Origin of the sequence: Nitrospira sp. BLG_1 (assembly GCF_047338595.1) — a bacterium.
Taxonomy (GTDB): domain Bacteria; phylum Nitrospirota; class Nitrospiria; order Nitrospirales; family Nitrospiraceae; genus Nitrospira_D.
This window is the reverse complement of record NZ_JBLFBO010000045.1, coordinates 1-20,405: the sequence shown is the minus strand read 5'-3', so window position 1 is coordinate 20,405 and position 20,405 is coordinate 1. Positions and strand designations below refer to the sequence as shown.

General features: G+C 54.6%; 20 protein-coding genes and 1 pseudogene. 6 read left to right on the top strand and 15 right to left on the bottom strand.

The window, feature by feature from the left end; all coding sequences use genetic code 11:
* Positions 1 to 203: 203 nt before the first annotated feature.
* Both amoA and ACMTNU_RS17825 read left to right on the top strand, forming a co-directional pair.
* On the top strand, positions 204 to 1,046 hold the full coding sequence (gene amoA / locus ACMTNU_RS17830) for a bacterial ammonia monooxygenase, subunit AmoA (RefSeq protein ID WP_413936648.1): 843 nt from the start codon (positions 204 to 206) through the stop codon (positions 1,044 to 1,046).
* The gene (locus ACMTNU_RS17825) at positions 1,043 to 2,302 is read left to right on the top strand and encodes a methane monooxygenase/ammonia monooxygenase subunit B (protein WP_413936647.1); all 1,260 of its coding nucleotides are present in this window, start codon (positions 1,043 to 1,045) and stop codon (positions 2,300 to 2,302) included. Before amoA ends, ACMTNU_RS17825 begins: the two co-directional genes overlap by 4 nt.
* Before the next feature lie 371 nt (positions 2,303 to 2,673).
* Here ACMTNU_RS17825 and ACMTNU_RS17820 read toward each other — a convergent pair whose 3' ends face one another.
* From ACMTNU_RS17820 to ACMTNU_RS17790, 7 genes are all read right to left on the bottom strand, one after another.
* Positions 2,674 to 4,110 carry a hypothetical protein gene (locus ACMTNU_RS17820; RefSeq protein ID WP_413936646.1) on the bottom strand — a complete coding sequence of 479 codons (1,437 nt, stop codon included), beginning with the start codon at positions 4,108 to 4,110 and terminating at the stop codon, positions 2,674 to 2,676.
* A 673-nt stretch (positions 4,111 to 4,783) separates the two neighbouring features.
* Positions 4,784 to 6,520: a hypothetical protein gene (locus tag ACMTNU_RS17815; protein ID WP_413936645.1), complete on the bottom strand. Its 1,737-nt coding sequence runs from the start codon at positions 6,518 to 6,520 to the stop codon at positions 4,784 to 4,786.
* A 189-nt stretch (positions 6,521 to 6,709) separates the two neighbouring features.
* Positions 6,710 to 7,402, bottom strand: a complete 693-nt coding sequence (locus tag ACMTNU_RS17810) for an HD-GYP domain-containing protein (RefSeq protein WP_413936644.1) — start codon at positions 7,400 to 7,402, stop codon at positions 6,710 to 6,712.
* Between the two features lie 104 nt (positions 7,403 to 7,506).
* Positions 7,507 to 7,902 carry a hypothetical protein gene (locus ACMTNU_RS17805; RefSeq protein WP_413936643.1) on the bottom strand — a complete coding sequence of 132 codons (396 nt, stop codon included), beginning with the start codon at positions 7,900 to 7,902 and terminating at the stop codon, positions 7,507 to 7,509.
* A 148-nt stretch (positions 7,903 to 8,050) separates the two neighbouring features.
* A complete protein-coding gene (locus tag ACMTNU_RS17800; RefSeq protein ID WP_413936642.1) occupies positions 8,051 to 8,722 on the bottom strand; it encodes an FMN-binding protein in 672 nt (223 codons plus the stop codon).
* On the bottom strand, positions 8,719 to 9,174 hold the full coding sequence (locus ACMTNU_RS17795) for a hypothetical protein (protein WP_413936641.1): 456 nt from the start codon (positions 9,172 to 9,174) through the stop codon (positions 8,719 to 8,721). Before ACMTNU_RS17795 ends, ACMTNU_RS17800 begins: the two co-directional genes overlap by 4 nt.
* A 62-nt stretch (positions 9,175 to 9,236) precedes the next feature.
* Positions 9,237 to 10,736, bottom strand: coding sequence for a hypothetical protein (locus ACMTNU_RS17790; RefSeq protein WP_413936640.1), 1,500 nt, complete (start codon positions 10,734 to 10,736; stop codon positions 9,237 to 9,239).
* Positions 10,737 to 11,180: 444 nt separating this feature from the next.
* Here ACMTNU_RS17790 and ACMTNU_RS17785 point away from each other — a divergent pair, with 444 nt between their 5' ends.
* Both ACMTNU_RS17785 and ACMTNU_RS17780 read left to right on the top strand, forming a co-directional pair.
* On the top strand, positions 11,181 to 11,780 hold the full coding sequence (locus tag ACMTNU_RS17785; RefSeq protein WP_413936639.1) for a hypothetical protein: 600 nt from the start codon (positions 11,181 to 11,183) through the stop codon (positions 11,778 to 11,780).
* Between the two features lie 12 nt (positions 11,781 to 11,792).
* The gene (locus tag ACMTNU_RS17780; protein ID WP_413936638.1) at positions 11,793 to 12,821 is read left to right on the top strand and encodes an FAD:protein FMN transferase; all 1,029 of its coding nucleotides are present in this window, start codon (positions 11,793 to 11,795) and stop codon (positions 12,819 to 12,821) included.
* 16 nt (positions 12,822 to 12,837) lie between these two features.
* Here the strand turns inward: ACMTNU_RS17780 and ACMTNU_RS17775 are convergent, their stop codons facing one another.
* Positions 12,838 to 13,317 (bottom strand): energy transducer TonB, encoded by a 480-nt coding sequence (locus ACMTNU_RS17775; RefSeq protein WP_413936637.1) that lies wholly within the window; start codon positions 13,315 to 13,317, stop codon positions 12,838 to 12,840.
* An 8-nt stretch (positions 13,318 to 13,325) separates the two neighbouring features.
* Here ACMTNU_RS17775 and ACMTNU_RS17770 point away from each other — a divergent pair, with 8 nt between their 5' ends.
* Positions 13,326 to 13,484: a hypothetical protein gene (locus ACMTNU_RS17770; protein WP_413936636.1), complete on the top strand. Its 159-nt coding sequence runs from the start codon at positions 13,326 to 13,328 to the stop codon at positions 13,482 to 13,484.
* A 205-nt stretch (positions 13,485 to 13,689) separates the two neighbouring features.
* Here ACMTNU_RS17770 and ACMTNU_RS17765 read toward each other — a convergent pair whose 3' ends face one another.
* The 6 genes from ACMTNU_RS17765 to ACMTNU_RS17740 form a co-directional block, all read right to left on the bottom strand.
* The gene (locus ACMTNU_RS17765) at positions 13,690 to 14,064 is read right to left on the bottom strand and encodes an ExbD/TolR family protein (RefSeq protein WP_413936635.1); all 375 of its coding nucleotides are present in this window, start codon (positions 14,062 to 14,064) and stop codon (positions 13,690 to 13,692) included.
* A complete protein-coding gene (gene exbB / locus ACMTNU_RS17760; RefSeq protein WP_413936634.1) occupies positions 14,048 to 14,479 on the bottom strand; it encodes a TonB-system energizer ExbB in 432 nt (143 codons plus the stop codon). Before exbB ends, ACMTNU_RS17765 begins: the two co-directional genes overlap by 17 nt.
* Before the next feature lie 128 nt (positions 14,480 to 14,607).
* The gene (locus ACMTNU_RS17755) at positions 14,608 to 15,735 is read right to left on the bottom strand and encodes an ABC transporter ATP-binding protein (protein ID WP_413936633.1); all 1,128 of its coding nucleotides are present in this window, start codon (positions 15,733 to 15,735) and stop codon (positions 14,608 to 14,610) included.
* Between the two features lie 9 nt (positions 15,736 to 15,744).
* On the bottom strand, positions 15,745 to 17,328 hold the full coding sequence (locus ACMTNU_RS17750) for an ABC transporter permease (RefSeq protein ID WP_413936632.1): 1,584 nt from the start codon (positions 17,326 to 17,328) through the stop codon (positions 15,745 to 15,747).
* Between the two features lie 13 nt (positions 17,329 to 17,341).
* Complete coding sequence (locus ACMTNU_RS17745; RefSeq protein WP_413936631.1) at positions 17,342 to 18,409, bottom strand: extracellular solute-binding protein; 1,068 nt, start codon at positions 18,407 to 18,409, stop codon at positions 17,342 to 17,344.
* Positions 18,410 to 18,492: 83 nt separating this feature from the next.
* A complete protein-coding gene (locus ACMTNU_RS17740; RefSeq protein WP_413936630.1) occupies positions 18,493 to 18,924 on the bottom strand; it encodes a Fur family transcriptional regulator in 432 nt (143 codons plus the stop codon).
* A gap of 157 nt (positions 18,925 to 19,081) precedes the next feature.
* Between ACMTNU_RS17740 and ACMTNU_RS17735 the strand changes: the two genes are divergently transcribed.
* Entirely contained in the window at positions 19,082 to 19,678 is a 597-nt protein-coding gene (locus ACMTNU_RS17735; protein WP_413936629.1) for a hypothetical protein, read from the top strand.
* On the opposite strand, the pseudogene ACMTNU_RS17730 reads toward ACMTNU_RS17735, so the two are convergent.
* A pseudogene (locus ACMTNU_RS17730) lies at positions 19,666 to 20,405 on the bottom strand (carboxypeptidase M32); the annotation flags it as partial. The gene ACMTNU_RS17735 and the pseudogene ACMTNU_RS17730 overlap by 13 nt on opposite strands.

Sequence of the window (20,405 nt, the reverse complement as noted above, 5' to 3'; positions counted from 1 at the left end):
ACGTGATCTGGAACAACGCGCCGAAGAGCATCCTGGATCCGTTCCCGGCCCAGGTACAGGGCGCCAAGAGCGTGTACTAAGCAGCAATGGTTTAGTAGTTCACTTGTATCATTGGTCGATATCAGAAGCTGGTCCGGGCAGTTTCGATACTCACGAGTGTCCGGGCCATTTCTGGTCGGCTAGAATGACGGAGGATGTCAGTTATGTTTAGAACCGATGAAATTATCAAGGCCTCGAAATTGCCGCCGGAAGGTGTGGCAATGTCCCGGCACATTGATCACATCTATTTTATCCCGATTTTGTTCATCACCATCGTCGGGACCTTTCACATGCACACCGCATTGCTGTGTGGAGACTGGGACTTCTGGCTAGACTGGAAGGATCGGCAATGGTGGCCCATCGTCACTCCGATTACGACCATTACCTTTTGTGCCGCACTTCAGTATTACAATTGGGTGAACTATCGTCAGCCATTCGGCGCGACGATCACCATTCTGGCTCTCGGTTTCGGAAAGTGGATTGCCGTCTATACCTCTTGGTGGTGGTGGTCCAATTATCCGCCGAACTTCGTCATGCCTGCGACACTGCTTCCTAGCGCACTGGTCCTGGACATCACGCTCTTGCTGACCAGGAACTGGACGTTGACGGCTGTGATCGGAGCCTGGATGTACGCCATTTTATTTTACCCGAGCAACTGGCCAATCTTTGGTTATAGCCACACCCCGATTGTGGTGGACGGCTCGCTGCTCTCATGGGCAGACTACATGGGCTTCATGTATGTCCGTACCGGGACGCCTGAGTACATCCGAATGATCGAGGTCGGTTCGCTGCGCACCTTCGGTGGTCACAGCACCATGATCTCGGCCTTCTTCTCTGCGTTTGCATCGTCACTCGTGTACGTTCTGTGGTGGCAGTTTGGGAAGTTCTTCTGCACTTCGTACTTCTACTTCACGGATGACAGGCAGAGAACAGTGAAGGTTTACGACGTATTCGCCTACGCCACGTTAGCACATGGCGATAAGGCAAAAATCGGGGGGAAAGCATGAACGCCAAACAAGCCTTTAAACGCTGGGTTTTGGGCTTCTGCGGAGTTGCAACACTGGCGTTCACGCCTGTGGTTGATGTGACTCCCGCATTTGCTCATGGAGAGCGCTCGCAGGAACCATTCCTGCGGATGCGCACTGTGAACTGGTATGATACGGAATGGGTCGGTAAGTCGACCAAGGTCAATGACGTAACAGAGTTGCGTGGCAGATTCCATCTGTCGGAAGACTGGCCTCGCGCCGTCGTGAAGCCGCATCGTACGTTCTTGAACGTAGGGTCTCCGAGCTCGGTGTTTGTTCGTCTGAGCTCGAAGATGAACGGCGTTCCGATGTTCAACTCGGGCCCGCTCGATATCGGCGGCGACTATGAATACGTCGTCAAGCTTAAGGCGAGACTCCCGGGCCACCACCACATTCACCCCATGCTTGCGATCAAGGAGGCCGGTCCGGTCGCTGGTCCAGGTGGATGGATGGATATCACGGGTCGTTACGAAGACTTTACGAACCCAATTAAGACCCTCACTGGTGAGACGTTTGATTCAGAGACCATGGGTGGCATGACCGGAATCATGTGGCACCTTTTCTGGGTGGTCGTCGCATGTTTCTGGGTAGGTTGGTTCATGATTCGTCCGATGTACTTGGTTCGTGCCCGCGTCCTTGCGGCTTACGGAGACGAGATTCTGTTGGACCCGATCGACCGTAAGGTCGGTGCAGCAATGCTCGTGTTCGTGTTGGTCGTTGTGGTTGTTGGGTACTTGGCAGCCGAGTCCAAACATCCGATCAGTGTTCCTCTGCAGGCCGGTGAAACCAAGGTGAAGCCGTTGCCTGTGAAGCCGAACCCGTTGGCCATTGAAGTCACTCATGCCGAATACGATGTTCCTGGTCGTGCATTGCGCATGAATCTTCATGTGACCAACAACGGCACTCAGCCGATCAGCATCGGAGAATTCACCACGGCCGGTATTCGGTTCACCAACAAGGTTGGTGCGGCTAAGGTGGATCCGAACTATCCACCGGAGCTGGTGGCCAGTGCTGGACTGACCATGGACAAAGAAGGCGCTATTATGCCAGGTCAGACGGTAGATATTAAGATCGAGTCGAAAGACGTTCTCTGGGAAGTGCAGCGGTTAGTGGACATTCTCCACGATCCGGATCAGCGCTTCGCAGGGTTGTTTATGTCTTACACCGAAGGCGGTGAAAGGCTCATCAATCCGGTCTGGGCTCCAGTTCTTCCAGTCTTCACGAGATTGGGAGCCTAACGAGCTGACAACTGGATAAGTCGAATATCGGCCCGTCGCATCGTAAGGTGTGACGGGCCGATGTTTTTTCGGCATTGTGTTTCTTGTTCCTCACTCAGTATTTAGCTGATACCACCATTAATTGTTGCTGCCAGGCAGCTTGACTGTAGCTGGTTTGTATCCATTCTCAAGACTGAACTTCAGTGTTCAGTGAAAAAATCAGGTCAGTGGTAGGCAGGAATGCAGACCCTGTATTAAGGCGATGGTGTGAGGCTTAAGACGTTCAGTATGGGAGGAGAAGCGTCTGCTACTCGCGTGAGCGATGCCTCCTGGTCCTTCATAGATATGAAGGACCAGGAGGCGGGGATCAAATCAATGGACAGCAGGCACTATCATGATGGGAATGAGAGGGTGAAGCGGACGACTCGGGCATCGTCATTGTTCGTGGGGTTGCTGTCTGTGGCATTAACCCCTTCCCAGCCGACTGCAACTGCATTTATTAGATCTGGGGACAAAGCGAGTCCGAAGAGGGCATCATTCGAACCGCCAAAATCAATGAGCGCTAGACCGTTGCCATTGAGTTTTGTCTCCCGCTGGCCGCTAGGTGTGAGCAAGACCACCACCCCGTCTTGAGTGGTGGCAGTTTGCTTTCCTTGTCCCACAATTAATACGCGCTGGTCCGGCAAAACTCTCACGGTTCGGCTTCGGTCGTCTTGGCCGGCAACATCGATTGTGGTTAGACCTCCGTCCCCGTACGATTTATCCCATGTGCCGTCAGACAAAAATCTTGCGCTGATGATATCGACCGTTCCTCCTGACGTATCTCGTCCATAGCCGGCGATTACCAAGTTTGTCCCCTGTAAGGCCACATCGTAGGCTTCTGCAACAAATGGGAGCAGGGCAACATTCACCACTCCATCTCGACCGAAGCCGGTGTCGAATTGGCCGTCGGAAAGTAGCCGGAAGAGGACTGTGGTTACCACACCGGCGTCAGAGGTATGACCACTGACCACGATTTTCCCATCAGGCTGCACGAGTGCGGTGCGGGGGTTATCGTTTCCCTTACCGATATCTAGAGTGACAAGTCCGTTCGTGCCGAATGTGTTGTCCCTCGTGCCGTTCGCAGTCAATTTCATGACGGCGTAATCGGAGTCGGACCGGTCTGCTCCGTCAGCTACTTTTCCTCCGATGAGCAAAAGCTCGTCTCCCGGCAATAATGTTAGTCCCCAGGCGGTATCCCCTCGAAAAGCCGTACCGGTGACCTTTCCTATACTCAGGTCGAGGCGGGTGATCCCCTTGTTGCCGAATGTCTGATCCAATTGCCCCGTAGCTTCAAGGCGAACCACGGCGATGTCCGTATCTCGCGCCCCGTCCCCGGTGGCTGCTGTGTCATGCTCGATCGGACCGGCAATCACGATTTTTCCATCAGACTGGACGATAATGGACCGCGCTAGCTCGGCTGTTTTACCAGTACCGACGGCCACATTAACGGTCGCAATACCGTTTGATCCGAAGGAGGTATCCAGGCCGCCGGTCACACCAAAGCGTGCAACAGCCATCTGACTATCATCGGCGATCGTGGTAAAGCCTGCTGCGTAATACTGATTCCCTGTCGTCCCGGTGACTGCGAGGAAGCGGTCCGTTTCCGTCGCTGAGAGTGGCACAGACAGGATGTCGCTATTCAGAGTGGCAGGCACAGATGTGTTGGAGGTTGGAGATACTTCGTCGCCGCTGCATCCCGTGAAGGAAAAAGAAAAGCTGACTAACAGTAGTCCAAGAATGGAGCGGAGATAACGATACAAGCATGGTTGTTCAGGTTTTGATTTCATGACGTTCCTCTTCTAATGAATAACTGTTCTGATGAACCCATGACGGTAAAAATAAAAAGCGGGTTCAATTCTTGCGTTGTTCGACTGTGTCGGAGAGCTTGTCGATCTAGTTGTCAGTCTGTCATGGCTGCACGCTCCTTTCTTGAGTGATCCGTGTGTCGCAATTGCGGGGCCCTTGGCATACACATCGGTGGACACATGCTCAACAAAAGACAGAGCCCATGGCTGGTGGACAACCATGGGCTCTGGACGCTCAGTCCTTTGGCCGCGTCTGTGTCGATTAGGCACTGGATTGATTATCTGTATTTCACTATTTCCTCCTTCTTGCGCTAAATTTCTACAGCGAGCGTCCGCCAGTACGGAATCAGAAGGAGGAGAGACGCCAATTCCGAACCCTCCATCTGTTTGACGCGGACAGAACCAATCATGAGCCGAGGAACTGCCTCAACCAGGCTTTCAGTCGTCGTGTCTGCATCGACTGCGCGAGACCTCGTGTCTGTCCCCGTCGGCGCTTGGCGCATCGACACTTGATGCACCAAAGCTGAGGGTTTCGATGGGCGAGCGGCTTGTGACAGTGCAAGCAGATCAAGAGCGTTGCTTGTCGCGGGGGAAAAGGTGTCATCAATTCACCTGTCTCCATGGCGGAAATTCGTACAAGAGTGAGTTCCTGTGTCTATTGATAATCCTCATTCAGGGCCTTCAGGAAGGCAGCCAGCGGAGCGATATCGTGCTCTCGCAACGCAATCCCTCGAAGTTGTGCGGCCCCATTGCGGAGCGTTCCTTTACGTGTGAGGTCTGACATCTCGCGATAAAATTCCAGAATCTCATCGAGCGTATCGAATTGTCCGTTATGCATAAACGGAGCTGAGTGGCCCAGGTCGCGAAGACCGGGAGTCTTAAATCGAGCGAGTGCTCGATCTAAAAGCTCGCGTTGAGAAGTTGAACAGGGTTGCTCTTCGTCGCAGAGAATGGTTCGGATCTTGGACTGAGGCGTTGGCATGTCAGGATTGGCGAAGACATTCCACAAACCCAGGTCAGTCAAGGTTGTTCCGGATGAGGGAACGGCTCGGAATCGTTCGCTGGCTGTCGGATGTTGTTCGGTTGCCGGTAAATCGTCGGCCGTTCGTGAGTCAAGGCTGGGAATGGCCAAGTTCATGAAGGCGCCGCTCCCATGGCCGGAAATCGCATCATATTCCTTCTGAGTCGTTCCCGTATTGTGAGCTTTGAAATCGGTGAAGTTCGGCGCGGCATGGCAGGCAATGCAGTTGCCGATTGTTCCGGTCGCCAATTCAGTCGGCGAAGCAGGTAGCGCTGCCGGTTCGGTCAGGAACATTTTTAACCCGGCCAATTCTTGTCTCCCAAACGAGAACGGCTGCGTATGAAATTGGAACTGTCCGTCCGTTCGATTGGGGTTTGAGGTGACAAATTGAAGAGTCCCTGCCGATTCACGGGCTTTGACCAGTTCCAGCAGGCGCCTGCTATAGCCGAGTGGAGATTCGTTGGAATCCGGCGCTTGAGGGAATCCGTTGACCTCCAGAAACACATCAAATGGGGAGCGGATCGGCACACCACCATCTTCGGTCTGTGAAAAGAGCAGGCCGTTGACATAGGCGGCAACGACCTTCACGACCGCATCGAACACTTGCTGGTCCGAGGCCGAATCAACTGCCACCCGAAACTTTGCCGTGAGCCTGAACTCTTCAGGTATGGAGGCATCGGTTCCTCCGAAGAGCACTTGAAAGGGCGTTCCATCGAATTCCTTGGCTAGATCTCCCGTGCCGTCATCGGACCGGACCACGCGGGCGATGTGTGCGATGGCCTGTGCACGTTCGCCTGGTAGCCATCCGAAGTTTCTACCGGTGAACGTGGCGGCCACCAGCTCTTCCATTGAGTTGAACTCGGCGTCAAAGTGGAACAGGACGCCGTCTGGTCGGTCGAGCGCAGAGTTGACGAGCGGCGGGGAATTGCGGACGGCAACAGTTTTGCCGTCCGCTCGGGCCGGGAGGGGGCTGCGTCGAGCAAAATCAGCATAGGTACGCATGCCGCCTCCCGGCGCATCCAGCACATCGTCGACCAAGTGACAAGCCCGGCAATTCATGGAGAGACCTTTGAACGGCCCTGGGCCGATCGGTGAACCAAGCGTTTCAACCATATCGAGGGCGCGGTCACCACTATTCGGATCATTGATATCACCGCCGTGGTCCAATGACGCTTTAAACGCTTGCGCGAATCGAGTTTCGAGAAACAGGCGTTCACCGACGGATTCCTCTGCCCCCGCTGTTCCTGTGGGGGGAGGTGTCGGTGCTGGTTCATTGCTACTTGAGCAGGAGACAATTCCAATAGAGCACATAATTGTGAGGAGGAGCGCTATTCCGGTCTGTGGCTGACGTGAGGTTCGAGCATGCTTCATGGCGCGTTTCCTTTGTATGATCAACACCCTTTCAACTGTGCCAAGCTGACTCGCTTGAGCCATCTCATATTCATCGTATTTCCCTATATGGGCGGCAAGGGTCCTCGGGAGGCGAGGACCCTTGCCTGGTCAAGTGGGAGGGGTGGGGCCTCCCACTTTGAAGCCGGCGTCGGTGCTACGCCGGCGGGGTTACTCGTGGTGTTGTTCTCTTAGAGGCGCGCGTTGCATTTCAGAACAGCACTCGACCAACGTCTTGACGACAAGCGGATCAAACTGAGTGCCTGCGGATATCTGTAGGATGCGGAGCGCGACGCGATCACGTCCGAATCGATCATGAGTGTGTGGGACGTGAATCGCTGAAAAAGCATCGGCGACGGCTAGAATTCTTGCTCCTAAAGGGATGAATTCTCCTCTAAGCCCGTAGGGGTAACCTGATCCATCCCATCGTTCATGGTGATGCGCGATCATGACGGTCACTTCACGGAGGAACGGAAAGGGCTCAAGGAAAATTGATCCAAGGCGAGGATGATTCTGAATGGTGGTGTAGGACTCTGTGTCCGGCGGTTCTTGCCCTGTTTGCAGATGAGGAGGGAGCATCAGGAGGCCGATATCGTGAAGTAGGGCGGCTAGCTCGAGCAGGTGCAGTTGCTCGTCATGCAGCCCCATTGCCTGTCCAATACGAACGGCGCTGACCGCAGTGGCTTCGCCATGGCCTGCTTGCCAGGGTAGAAGCCGATCCAACTCTCTTGTCACTTGCCGGACCAAAATGCTTTCCAGATCGCGTTGTGACGCAGGAGAAAGGGCGAGGCGGTCGATTTTCTTGAGCATGCCTTGAATCGCCAAGACGGCCGGCTGGACCTGATCGAGACGGTGGACCTGCATGGCGCTACCTCCTTGAAAAACAAAGAGCCCGAAACCACTCGCGTGATTTCGGGCTCTGGGTGAACAACCGCTGGCCGCTCAGAAAGAACTCTGGTGGCACTTATCTACGACTCTTGTGGTCGTTTCCCTCCCATGAGCGGCTGTCCGAGCACCCACATTTCATATAGAGGAACGACCATCATGACCAGAAAGCTGAGGGTCATCAGCATGTCGCCCGTGAGCATGGATAGGACGAAAATGGGAGAAACATAGCTGATGAGCCAGGGCGACAGCAGATCGAGCATGACTCCGCCAAAACCGGCCCAGGTGACGATGGCCTTAAGGGTATGGCTGGTATTGGTCAGATACATCACATGGATCAAAATCATGAACACGACCGGCATGGTGAAAAGATGAAAATGGGTGATTTCAGCCAGCTCCCGAAACGACATCGGCTCGCCGAATGTTGCATCGGATCCTCGATAGTGTTCGGCAATGCCTTGTGGGGATAATCCAGTCATGCTATGCGCCCAAAAAAAGGAGAAGCAGAACCCGACGAACATCAGTAACAAGAACAATGTGTACAGCAAGCGAATATGGCGATCTGAGTCACGTAGCCTGAATTTCTGGTTAAAGTTTCGCATGTTCGGGACGCTGGGTCCGCTGTGACTAATTGCCGAATATCGACGGGAGGAATCCCTTATCCTTTTGGGAAGCTACTGTATCACTGCCGATTCCCGCCGGCTTCAGATAAAATTCGTCGACCAATACCAGCACCCGTTTAATTCCGGCGCTCATGGAACGGACAGACATCGTGGCACCCGAGATGTTGATGATGTCCTTATTGATCCGGACTGGGTCGAGGACTGACTTGCCTTCATATTGTGCGTTAAACCGCTTCTGCCGAACTTCACTGCCGCGCGCCTCACGAAACACAAGCAGTTCGACATCGGAGACCAAGCCTTTCTTATCCACGCCGACCATGTAGGTCATCGCTTTGTGTTTGCCGATCGTATTCTGGACGAGTGCATAGCCGTCGATCTGTGATCCGGTCTCTCCGATATATACCTCAAAGGATTCTTCAGGAAATTTCCAGCCGATACGCTCCTCAATCTGAGTTTTTTTCTCGGGGGTTAGCTTGATGAGCTCTTTCCGGACACGTTCGGATTTTGGGAACATGATCTTGAGGCCATCGTCTTCCTTGAGATAAACCTCGGCCATACTCATCTCTTGATCGGTGAGGAAGCGCTTGAGATCGTTATCCCAAATGCGATCAGCACCGAACGACAGAGCAGGCACCAGGGACAGGACAATGGAGGTGCAAATGAGCCGTATGGTCATGGGTGGACCCTGCACCCTTTCTCTTTGATTTGGGTATTAAGTTTGTCCGTGATCTCTTCCATGACTTCTTCTGATGGCTCAACCGGCCACCATTTTGTGGATTGTTGTGTCACGCCACCTCTGGCGTGCCAGCGCTGTCGTGTCTCGAGGACATTGACCGAAGACAGGTTGTTGTCGTTCTTCACGGTGATCGTCAACCTGGCTCGCTCACGGTTCCCAAATCCTTCGCGGCCAAAGAGGCCATAGGGACGTCTTTTGCCTTCCATTTCAATCCATGCTGTTTCAATCGTGCCGTTACTCTTGTTTTCCGAGGTGATGGAGTAGTCTTTTATTGTTTCTACCGTTGCATCCCACACCGTGTCATATGAGCAGGAAAAGGTATGATCCCGACTGCCACTCAATGAGGCACAGGCTGTCACTGTTAGTAGGGGAAGAAGAAAAAGCGCGCGCATGAGTCAATTCCTATCATGTTTATGCTGAGGGAGACCGGCGTATGGCCGGTCTCCCTGTACTGCTAAAAATACGATGCAACTGAAACGACGAACGCACTGTCATGAATGCGCTGGTCGTTGTTTGGATTGAGCGATTTCGGCATATACTGATAACTCATTTTGATGACCGCATCCTCGACGGGGCGATAGTTTAAGCCGAATGAGATTTGTTCAAGTTCACCCCCATTCTCTCCCTTATTCCCCAAGTTCAAATTGACTCGGTCATACCGAATGACCGCCGTGAAGGTTGAGCCTTCACCGAATCGTTTTGGAGAGAGCTTGGTTAGGAAAGACGGCATGAAGTGATAATTGCCTTGGATGTAAAAACCCTGCATTCTTTCAGGCGGCAAGCCAAGAGGATTAAGCGTACCGACACCGGTCAGTAAGGATCCCGGTGTGAGTTGTGAGCCTCCAGCGCCGAGGGTGTTGCCGGGAATCGCGCGAGCGTTGTTTCGTGCATGCGCCCAGGCGGCTTCCCCGATGAGTTCGAACGGTCCCTTTTGGAGAGTCCAGTCAACGGCGAAGATACTGAGTGGGTTATAACTGGAAGGTGACTGATTTCCAAAATATCCGGATCCGGCCACTTCTATACCCAGCATCGGGCTGAACGCCACACGTCCCGAGACGGCTTTGCCGTTATTAATGTCAAGGCCGTCGTCGGAGAGGCATTTCCGCTGACGAGAATTCTTGGTGCCGTCGGTCTCTGTAACACGAGGTGCACCGGTGTCACGATAGCCACAGGGGCCTGTTGTGACATAGACCTCGTAGTCCAGTTTCCCAGTCCGGCCTGGGTAGAATGTTCCGTACAAGCCGGCTCCTGTTTCCGCCATGGTTGATGGGATAATCAACCGGCTGACAATGGGGCGATCCGTCAAGTCGTTCAACGGAGAGTCGTGCAAGAGGTTAAACTTGCCTAGAGGGATGAGGACGATACCACCTCTCAGGTTGACTTTTTCATCAATCAGGTAGTCGATATGAGCAAACTCCAGGCTGATTTCGTTGTCGCTGATGGCTCTGATCCCATGTTCGATTTCAAGCTCCGACGCGAACTTCACATGTTCGGTGATGTCCGCATAGATGAATGGGACAAATCGTTGCTGGTCGAATCCATTTGTTGTCCCAGGACTCAGATCGCCGTAGCCAGTCTCAAGAACTGGCTTACGGTGTGTGCGATATTGAAGATCGAAATATCCGCCAACAATCGCTTTTGGGAATGAAACGAATGGTTTTGCATACACGAGCCGTCCCGATCCGCTTGTTCCGAACGACAGGGGTTGTTGCTGGTCAGCGCGCCGCTCCTTACCGACATCCGAGAGGGTCCCAATACCAGGCTCGGCAGACGGTGTAGCTGTCCCTTCCCTGCGTTCCATGGTGCCTTCCCGTCGCTCATGCTCCTGCAGGCGCTTTTCTACTGCTTCATCGACCAATTTCTTAATTTCCTCCGGGGTCAAGTTTTCTGCAAACACCGGCATCACCGGTAAGCTAGCAATGACAAGAGCCCCGAGGATTGACCGTATCTTCATCGGTATCCTCCCTATAGAACGGAATGTTATGGCCTGACTCGGGACTCGATGGTCTCTGGTCGTTTTGTCACATGGGAACTATAGAACTAGTAAGGGGACCTCCTTTTTAATTAAAATAATCCTAAGTCTGAACAGTTCCCCAGCCTTCGATCGAAGAAAAGGGGATCACCACAATACGCTTGCATCGCTTGCACTTCAGTTCCAAGCCTTGCCCGCACACCTTGGCAATCAACTGTCCGCATGCACAGCGTGTTTCGAGGGTCGAGCAAGGTTCCAGAGAAGAAGTTTTTGCAACTGCCATAGCGCCTATCTCTTCTGATGAAATTGAGAACGATTATTAATATCCTGATCAGCCTTTTGCTGTCAAGACATAATTTCAGTCAGGCAGAGCTGATAGAGGCTCACAAGATTTCGTATAATTTCCCAGTAACCATGAAACCCGCTATGGTCCAATTCGTGTTCCTGGTAACTCTCGTTGCGGGTTTGTGGGGATGTGTGACTCAGTTGCCCGCGTTGATTGATCCGCAGGAAGTGACTGAGGGGCTGGTCATCGGAAGAGTTGTCACGGTCTTGACCGGGGACAGATCTCGTCGGTTTTCACCCGCGGTGCGGTTTGTTGAAGTTGAGGACCAGGCCTCGCACAAACGATTCCAAGTTGAGATCAACTCTCCCGATCGATATTTTGCTGCTCATCTGCCGTCCGGACAGTATCGGTTGACTCGGGTGCAGATTACTGAAGGACCCTTCATGTCCATGGCGGATGTCGCGATGACGTTTCCAGTCGATGCCACCGTCATTACCTATGTGGGGACTTGGAGATTCGGAATCGATTCGCCGCGTTATGGACGGATGATTGTGGTCTCGGTGGTCGCCGACCAAGCCGAGACTGTCCAGGTACAGGATTTTCTCGATGGCCAATATCCGATGTTCAAGGGCAGCTCAATGGCTGAAACGCTTCCTCAGCCGACACAGATAGAAGCACGGCTCTATGAGATTATGCCGTACCCACGGTATCCGAGATACTTTCGCCGGCACTGGTGGTAGGGGGATCGCACAATGAAGACCTCTCAGTCCTCGATCAGTTCTCTGGCGATCGTTGTTCTTCTTCTCCTGGTCATGCTGGGAGGTTGTGCGGAACTACAGCCATCCTCTCAGCCCATGATCGCGAAACGTGCCCAGATGCACATGGGGACGCTTGTGACGGTGACCGCTGTCTCGTTCGATACGCAGGTGAGTGACCGAGCCGTCCAGGCTGCTTTTGATGAGATTAAGCGACTTGAAGGGTTATTGAGTACCTGGCGATCTGACAGTGAGCTTTCTCAGGTGAATGCCGAAGCTGGTCGCCAATCTGTCTCGGTCAGTCGAGAGACGTTTGAGCTGGTCGTTCGATCTCTGGAAATGGCGCAACTTACTCGTGGAGGGTTCAATATTGCTCTGGGCCCTGCGATCGAAGCTTGGAGTGTCACCGAACAGCAGCAGGTTCCTGATGAGCAAGTCTTGGAACGATTGAAGCCGCTTGTTGATTGGACAAGCATTCAAATCGACAAGAAATTACGGACGATTTATCTGCCGCATCAGGGAATGCGCATTGATGTCGGTGGGGTGGGAAAGGGCTATGCCGCCGATCGGGCGGTCGAGGTCATGAAACGAGCAGGTGCCAAAGGGGGAGTTGTCGCCTTATCCGGGGACATTAAAGCCTTCGGTGTGCTCCCTGAACGAAGCGGGTTTCCTGTCGGGATCAGGCACCCGCGTGAGGAGGGAACGCTGATCGGCCTCATCGATTTACATGATGAAGCGGTTTCAACGGCCGGGGACTACGAACGGTTCTTCGAACGGGATGGTGTTCGGTATCATCATATCCTAGACCCACACACGTTGCAGCCGGCACGTGGATGTCAGAGTGTGACGGTCATCGCCAAGGACGGTACGATTGCCGACGGGTTGGACACAGGTATTTTTGTGCTCGGGCCAGAAAACGGAATGGCGCTGGTAGAGAGCTTGCCGGATGTTGAAGCAATCATCGTCGATGCGGACGGTGCCCTGATGGTGTCCTCGGGACTTCGTGATCGGTTAGGCGTGCCATGAGAATCGGTTTCGCCGTTTATCGAGCGGTTTTCAGGTCGTAACTGATCGAGAACTTCACCGAGATCGAGGGACGTTCAAGTAGATGCGCGAATTTTACTGGCGGGCCGTTTCTGACGTCTTCCAATGCAACCTGGTCCAATGCTGCGTTCCCTGAACCCTTGGCGATGCGCACGTTGCTCAGCGAGCCATCTTCGTGCAAGAGCGCAATCAGTGTCACCCTTCCCTCAATCCCCTCGGCACGCAATGCCGCAGGGTAACGCTTGTCGAGCCCCTCGATCCACTGCGCCATGAGCGTGGTGAGCCATCCATAGTCAACGTTGACCGATCGCTGTGAACTGGCTGATGCCGATGGAGTGTTCCTGGCGAGTACAGGGTCAGAAGCGGGATTCATATCCGACGGTGATGCGGGTAGCTGACTGATGTCGGTAGAGGGAGTCGACTCCAGTTCAGGCAATGGCACGAGCTGAGACGATGGACCAGTCGGTACCGCTGGCATCTCTTGTGATGCCCGTGATTCGCTCGGAAGTGGGTCCACCTCTTGAGACGGTGGAGCGAGATCAGCCGTTGGTGCTGGTGGAGCTGGAGCAACTGCGGTCGATCCGATGCGTTGAACCGGACGTGCCGACGCAGAAGTGTGCCTGGTTGGTGAAGTCGCTGGTGTAACTGCAGTTGGCGCCTTTGTTGAAGGCGAAAGAGTTGTCACCATCGCCACATTCCATTGAAACAGGTCCCCTTGTGGGGCCAGGTGAATACGTTGTACGAACAGGATAGTGGCGAAGGCCAAACCGCCATGCAAGAGACAAGAGAGAAGCCATCCAGTGGCTGTGGAGCCGGAATCATCAAGAGGCGGTCGCGGCGAGTCTTGCATTTAGAGCCGAATGACTTCCAAGCTTACCTGCTGAAATCCAAGACCGCGAATCTCATCGACGAGTGCCACGAACTTTTCGAGCAGTGTGACCTTGTCTGCACGGACGATCACCGCAGATTCGCGAGGCCGAGAGCTCAGGGCCGTGGGAAGCCCTCCCTCGGGGACCGGGGTATCGTTGACAAACAAGTTCCCCTCCGCCGTCAAAGCAATCACGATCGGTACGTCTTGCCGATCGCTGACCTCTTTCGCTTTGGCGAGGTTGACGGGAATCTGGCCCGTGCTGATGAAGGTGGCCGTGGTCAACACGATGACCAGCAGGACCAACATCACATCCACAAGGGGAATGACGTTGATCTGATCAATGTTCCGATCCATGTCGTGCCTTATAGTCTGTGAGGAGTTCGGTCACGCGTCGACGCAGCAGGTTATTCATGACGACACAAGGAATCGCGACCAGCAGGCCAACGGCCGTCGCCTTCAATGCCAGGCTTAACCCGATCATGATGGTATTCACGGCCATGGTGCCGGACGTCCCCATCGTATGAAAGGTTAACATAATTCCGAGGACGGTTCCGAGGAGGCCAATGTAGGGGGCGTTGGCCGCTACGGTTCCGATCACGACGAGGCGCTTGGTCAGCGTGATTTCCAGCAGCTGCGCATTGGAAAACTGAGAGAGGTTGATACGCTTGTAGAAGAGCCACCGTTCGATGGCCACCGCCACGGACCACACACTGAGCACCAGTAAGAGACCAATCACCCCGTAATCAATGACGTCTTTCAATGCGTCCATCGCGACTCCTTAGATTGTGGAAGGGGGCTCAAGCCGGGTGGGGTTGGAGACCTCAGCGCTTGTTCATCCATGCCAGATTTCTGGGGAGGCTGTCAATCTTCACCTGCAGCCAGTCTATTCCTGTGTCGCTAGGGATGAGGGGGTGTTTCGGCCTGAAACAGCACGGTATGGGTTGCCGAAACGCGGAGTTCGACAGAGGTGCCCTCTTGGTAGACGCTGGTCGAACTTTCACTACTATGGACGATTTGACCGGAAGGCAGTTGAACTCTGTACAAGTTTTCAGATCCACGGAACTGCCTGGCCACGATTCTCGGGTCGGCGGATTTGTTGGGCAGGAGGTGCACGTCGTCCGGACGAATCATGACCGCAACATGGTCTCCTTCCGACGCATTGATTGTATTGGGGAACGTTCCTATCTCGGTGTGAACCAATCCCTGATGAATCTGGCCGGCAATGAAGTCGGCTTGGCCGACAAAGTCGGCCACAAACCGCGTGGCTGGGAGATGGTAAATGAGTTCAGGAGAGTCCATCTGCTCGAGCACTCCTTGATTCAACACGGCGATGCGATCGGCCATGGCAAAGGCTTCATCATGGTCATGCGTGACCATGATGCTTGTAGTTTTCATCTGACGTAACAGGGCGTGGACCTCTTGGCGCATGCGACTGGCCATGTCGGGGTCCAGGTTGCTGAACGGTTCATCCAGCAGGAGCAAGACCGGATTTTGTACCAGCGCCCGTGAAAGAGCCACGCGTTGCTGCTGCCCTCCCGATAATTCATGCGGGAATCGGCGCTCAAACCCCTCCAAGCCGGTCAGGCACAGCATCTCATCAACTCGACGCCTTCGCTCTGCCTGCGGCAGATGGCTGAGTCCAAAGGCGATGTTGTCGGTGACACGCAGGTGCGGAAAGAGGGCGTATTCCTGAAAGACCATGCCGATGCGGCGATGTTCCGTTGGAACCGTTTCCAAGGGGGATGAGACCACCCGTCCCGACAGGAGAACTTCTCCGGAACGTACCGGCTCAAATCCCGCAATGGCGCGTAGAACGGTGGTTTTTCCACAGCCGGATGGGCCAAGCAGGCAGAGGATCTCCCCTTCCCTGACGGAGAATGACATGTCGCGAACGGCAGGTCGGCTTGAGTCATAGGCACAGGAGATAGAGCGAAGTTCCAGGATCGGAGCCGCCGGAGAGAAGAGATGGGCGCGTGCATGGCATTGGTCGGTACTGATCGGTCTGGTCTGTGCCGGTGTATTCATGTTCGGTCCTTACGCGGCACGCCAATCGCGGGAGAGTAATAAGCCAAGGGCGGGCAGACCGACCAGCACGATCAAGAGAGCGGAGGGGGCCGCCAGCTGATAATACTCTTCACTCGCTTCAAGCCAGACTCGGATGGCTAAGGTGTCAAACCCCACCGGGCGGAGTAAGAGTGTGGCGGGCAGCTCTTTCATCGTTTGAAGAAAGATCAGGACCCAGGCCACGATGATGCCGTTACGGATGAGCGGCAGCGTGACCTGTCGCACGGTTTCACGGGCGCTCAGTCCAAGGGTGCGGGCGACTTCCTCGAGATTGGGTGTGATCTGCTGGATCGCCGGTTCGAGCGATTGAAGGCCGGCCGGAAGAAAGTGCAAAACATAGGCGATGATCAACACGAGTACCGTTCCATAAACAACCGGTATCAGGTTGAGACAGAGGACCAATACGGCAAGTGCTGCGACCGGTCCCGGTAACACATACCCGGCATAGGCGGCCTGTAGGCAGCCGGTATTGAGCCATGTGGGTTTGCGACTTGCCAGATAGGCCAACGGTAGTCCGATCAGTACGCCGGCTGTCGCTGCCAGGGTTGCGAGCACGGCACTATTCCAGACAAAGCCGAAGAATCGTGCATCGAGAACGGCAAGGGCCTCAGGAGAGAGGCTCCACAGGATCAGGAGGCACACGGGGACACCGAAGGATGCTCCCAGGATCATGGCGAGAGATGCCGTTAGGCCGACAGTCTGGAGCCAGTTGCATCGGATGCGCTGCGGAGCGCGGTAGCGACCGGCGGTTTGGTAGAAGCGGCTTTTGCGGCGAAACCATCGCTCGGTTACCAAGAATAAGAGTGCCAGGATGACCAGCAAGACGCTCAAAATACTCGCGGCCTGGTTGTCCAACTGGCCGGTCATTTGTTGAAACACGGCATACGTCAATGTTTGATAGCGCAAGAGCGACACGGCTCCGAAATCGGAGACCACGTACAGGATGACCAGCGCGATACCGGCAACGATGGACGGCCGCAACAGTGGTAGGGTGACGGAGACGATCCGTCTCAGGGGAGAGGCGCCACAAGTACGGGCGACTTCTTCAAACGACACGTTGAAATTCAGGAGCGCGCTTCGCGTGAGCAAATAAATGAACGGGAATGTCGCGAGCCCCATGACTACGGTGACACCCAGAAAACTTTGAGGGGAAAAGATTTTGGCCTGAGGGCCGGCCAGCATCTGCCAGAGTGCTTCAACCGGGCCGCCGAATCCCAACAGATAGTTGAAGACATAGGCCAACACGAATGTCGGCATGCCAAGTGGAAGCACAAGGGCGACTTCCCAGAGCCGGCGTCCAGGAAATTCACAACGGGTCACGATCCATGCGGTCGAGACCCCCAATACAAGCGCGAGGAGTACCACCGCCCCGGCCAAGGAAATCGTATTCCAGAGGAGTTCGGGGACACGAGTGGTCCACAGTCGAGACCAGACTCCCGGATCGGCCGAGAGGGCCAAGGCCACAATGTAGATCAACGGGAGCAGCACCAGTGCCGCACTGGTCAGGGCAGCCAATTGGAGGGAAGAGAGCGATGATGGGCGTACGGCAATCACAGGTCACTCGGTGTTACCGCATGCCCACTTGTTCGATGAGGCGAAGAGTGGGTGCGCGGAGCTCGGCCAGTTTCGCCAAGGGCACCATGGCGGCGCGAAAACTCTTTCGCTCGACGAGGGCCGGGTCGGCTTGGACCTCAGGATGGAGCGGATATTCCTTGTCAAGATCGGCGAAGATCTTCTGACCTGCCTGTGCGACGAGGAATTCGACGAGCAGTTTGGCCTGCTCCACACGAGGCGTATGTTTCAGCACACCGATACCGGCCACGTTCATAATGGCCCCCATCCCGCCTTCTTGTTGATCAGGCATGACGACCGCTATGGGAGAAGCCGGTTGTGTGGCGAGATGGCGATAGACGTAATAGTGATTGACGATTCCCAGCGCGACCTGACCTTTGGCCACTGCCTCGACGATCTGGGAACTCTTCTGGTAGACCTGAGTCCCGGCGTTGTCTCGAAGCCCTTCAAGGAACTTCTTGGTGCGATCATCACCGATACTGGCCCGGATCACGGAGACGCCTGCGTGCAGATATTCGCTGCCGGCGTTCGGAATGGCGAGTTTCCCTTTCCAGATCGGATCGGCCAAGTCCAGCAACGACTTGATCTGGTCGGGTTTCACCATCCTGGTGTTGTAGGTAATGATCCAAAATCGCCCGGACAAGCCGATCCAGCTGTTGTCCGTGGCTCGAAATTGGGGAGGAATGGCCCGCTCAATTTCGCGCATACTCAGCGGTCGAAACAGTCCGGCCGTGCGGGCGAGCTCCAAACTCCCGGCGTCATTCGTGATAAAGACATCGGCTGGACTACGGTCGCCCTCCGCTTTCATCCGGTTCACCAGTTCGGTCGTACCGGAGGACAATAACGCGATCTGAATGCCGGTCTTTGCGGTGAATTCGTCCAGAGCCGGCTTGATCAATCGTTCGGCTCGTCCGGAATAGACGGTCAGTTGGTCGGCAGCGGCGGCGATGCTCGGGAGAATCACGGAGAAGAGCAAAACAATACAGGTCGTGATGATGCCGATGAGCGGATGGTAATTGGTGCACGGAGTGGTGCGATGAGCCTTGTGAAGGGATCTCGACATGGCGGACCTTTTTGCAATAGGGAGCGATATGATTTGAAATTGATAAGCTATCTCAAAAAGGATACCAGAAACATTTCTGTGGGTCAATGACGGCAGCGGGAGCAGAGTCCGTAGAGTTCAAGCCGGTGGGTGGTAATCGTAAAGCCGTTCTTGGTCGCGACTTCCTCTTGAAGGCGTTCGATATCGCAGTTTTCAAACTCCACGATTTTGCCACAGCCTGTGCAGATGAGATGGTCGTGATGGCCCTTATGAGACACGTTGTCATACTGGGTTTGTGTCCCAAAGTGTCGGGCTTGAGCCAGTCCTGCTTCGCAGAACAGGTTGAGGGTCCGATAGATGGTTGCGAGCCCAAGATGGGGATCTTTGCGTGCCAACTGATGGTACATTTCCTCAGCCGTGATGTGTTCTTGCTTCAAAAATGCATCGAGAATCAACTCGCGCTGGCGCGTAAATTTGAGCTGGTGGTTCTCAAGATGCTCTTTCAGAATTCCCATTTCCTTGGCATGTTTGGACATCGTGGCAGATCGCTCCTCCCTTGGAAGGGGATTAAAGACGAAATGAAGCAGTGGGTCAAGAGTATTTCTCTGGACCATGAACGTGGACGGGTTCGTCTTTGACGGCCGCTCCTGTGGCTGGCTATAGTGAAGCCCTCGGTCGTCTGATGAGGATTACGTGAGAACACCCAGCCAAATTCTTGTTGACCGTGTGCTCCTGCTCCACATTCTACAGCTCGCTGAACCCCACGGATTGTTGAGCGACGTGAAGCTGCAGCAGCTCTGTTTCTTGTGTGAGCTCCAAACCTTTGCCAAGGGGTTCAAGGCGCTTCATTTCGAATTCTTCCGATTTGCGTACGGGGCCTTCAGTAAAGAACTGGATAATGATCTGACATCGCTTCGTCGGAAAGGCCGGATAGAAAACTTTACTGTTTCAGATCAGGCCAAGGAGGAGGCGATCCCATTGCTGCTCACGGCGATTGAAGGGGTGGAGGCCCATGAACAGGTACAAGAGATCATCGAGGCCGTCGTGGCGGCCTATGCGCCACAAGACAGCGGGACGATTACGAACTCGGTTGAGGCGGTGCAGCTGAGTACGCCCCAGGATCCTGAACTCAAAATTCCCATTCGAGATATCGTGTTCCACACCACCCTGCTCGTGCCGCATCGGATCGAAGTGCAGGCTGAATTCACCATCCCACCCGCTATCGCGGGAAAGCTCAATGCGGTGATGGGGTATGAGTCCCGACCCTCGTGGGACGCTCAGAGTTGGTAGAGCTCGCCGTACTTCCGTTCCACATAGTTGAGGAAGGGCTCGGGGCAGAGTGAGGAGCCCGTGATCCGTTCGGCCAGGTGGGCTGGAGTAAACATGCGGCCCCAGCGGTGGATCTTCTGCTCCAGCCACCGGCGCAGGGGGAGCAGTTGCCCGGCAGCGATGTCAGCCTCCAGCTGCGGAAGCTCCAACTTGGCCTGTTCAAAGAATTGGACGGAATACAGGTTGCCTAACGTATAGGTCGGGAAATACCCGAAGGCGCCGAACGACCAGTGCACGTCCTGCAACACACCTTCGGTGTCGGACGGTGGTCTGATCCCGAGATATTCCTCCATTTTCTGGTTCCAGATAGCGGGTAAATCTTCCGGCTGAGTCTTGCCTTCCACCAGGCCTTGCTCAATCTCAAACCGCAACATGATATGGAGATTGTAGGTCAGTTCGTCGGCCTCCACACGAATCAGCGAGGGTTTGACACGATTGATCGCGGCATAGAATTGCTCGATACCCATGCCGTGCAGTTGGTCAGAGAAGGTCTGTTGCAAGATCGGATAAAAGAAGCGCCAGAAAGGCCAGGAGCGCCCGACACAGTTCTCCCAGAGACGGGATTGGCTCTCATGGATTCCGAGGGAGACCGAGTCGCCCAACGGTGTGCCGAAATAGCGCTGATCTAATCCCTGGTCGTACAATCCATGGCCGCCTTCATGGATACAACTGAACAGGCATGACTGGA

Excerpts from the sequence above, each read along its gene's own strand:
- exbB (WP_413936634.1), bottom strand. The coding sequence starts at position 14,479 with ATGGACGCATTGAAAGACGTCATTGATTACGGGGTGATTGGTCTCTTA.
- amoA (WP_413936648.1), top strand. The coding sequence starts at position 204 with ATGTTTAGAACCGATGAAATTATCAAGGCCTCGAAATTGCCGCCGGAA.
- ACMTNU_RS17800 (WP_413936642.1), bottom strand. The coding sequence starts at position 8,722 with ATGACCATACGGCTCATTTGCACCTCCATTGTCCTGTCCCTGGTGCCT.
- ACMTNU_RS17765 (WP_413936635.1), bottom strand. The coding sequence starts at position 14,064 with ATGGATCGGAACATTGATCAGATCAACGTCATTCCCCTTGTGGATGTG.
- ACMTNU_RS17790 (WP_413936640.1), bottom strand. The coding sequence starts at position 10,736 with ATGAAGATACGGTCAATCCTCGGGGCTCTTGTCATTGCTAGCTTACCG.
- ACMTNU_RS17820 (WP_413936646.1), bottom strand. The coding sequence starts at position 4,110 with ATGAAATCAAAACCTGAACAACCATGCTTGTATCGTTATCTCCGCTCC.
- ACMTNU_RS17805 (WP_413936643.1), bottom strand. The coding sequence starts at position 7,902 with ATGACTGGATTATCCCCACAAGGCATTGCCGAACACTATCGAGGATCC.
- ACMTNU_RS17755 (WP_413936633.1), bottom strand. The coding sequence starts at position 15,735 with ATGAATACACCGGCACAGACCAGACCGATCAGTACCGACCAATGCCAT.
- ACMTNU_RS17740 (WP_413936630.1), bottom strand. The coding sequence starts at position 18,924 with ATGTCCAAACATGCCAAGGAAATGGGAATTCTGAAAGAGCATCTTGAG.
- ACMTNU_RS17810 (WP_413936644.1), bottom strand. The coding sequence starts at position 7,402 with ATGCAGGTCCACCGTCTCGATCAGGTCCAGCCGGCCGTCTTGGCGATT.
- ACMTNU_RS17770 (WP_413936636.1), top strand. The coding sequence starts at position 13,326 with ATGCCCGTGATTCGCTCGGAAGTGGGTCCACCTCTTGAGACGGTGGAG.
- ACMTNU_RS17795 (WP_413936641.1), bottom strand. The coding sequence starts at position 9,174 with ATGCGCGCGCTTTTTCTTCTTCCCCTACTAACAGTGACAGCCTGTGCC.
- ACMTNU_RS17775 (WP_413936637.1), bottom strand. The coding sequence starts at position 13,317 with ATGCCAGCGGTACCGACTGGTCCATCGTCTCAGCTCGTGCCATTGCCT.
- ACMTNU_RS17815 (WP_413936645.1), bottom strand. The coding sequence starts at position 6,520 with ATGAAGCATGCTCGAACCTCACGTCAGCCACAGACCGGAATAGCGCTC.
- ACMTNU_RS17825 (WP_413936647.1), top strand. The coding sequence starts at position 1,043 with ATGAACGCCAAACAAGCCTTTAAACGCTGGGTTTTGGGCTTCTGCGGA.
- ACMTNU_RS17785 (WP_413936639.1), top strand. The coding sequence starts at position 11,181 with ATGGTCCAATTCGTGTTCCTGGTAACTCTCGTTGCGGGTTTGTGGGGA.
- ACMTNU_RS17780 (WP_413936638.1), top strand. The coding sequence starts at position 11,793 with ATGAAGACCTCTCAGTCCTCGATCAGTTCTCTGGCGATCGTTGTTCTT.
- ACMTNU_RS17745 (WP_413936631.1), bottom strand. The coding sequence starts at position 18,409 with ATGTCGAGATCCCTTCACAAGGCTCATCGCACCACTCCGTGCACCAAT.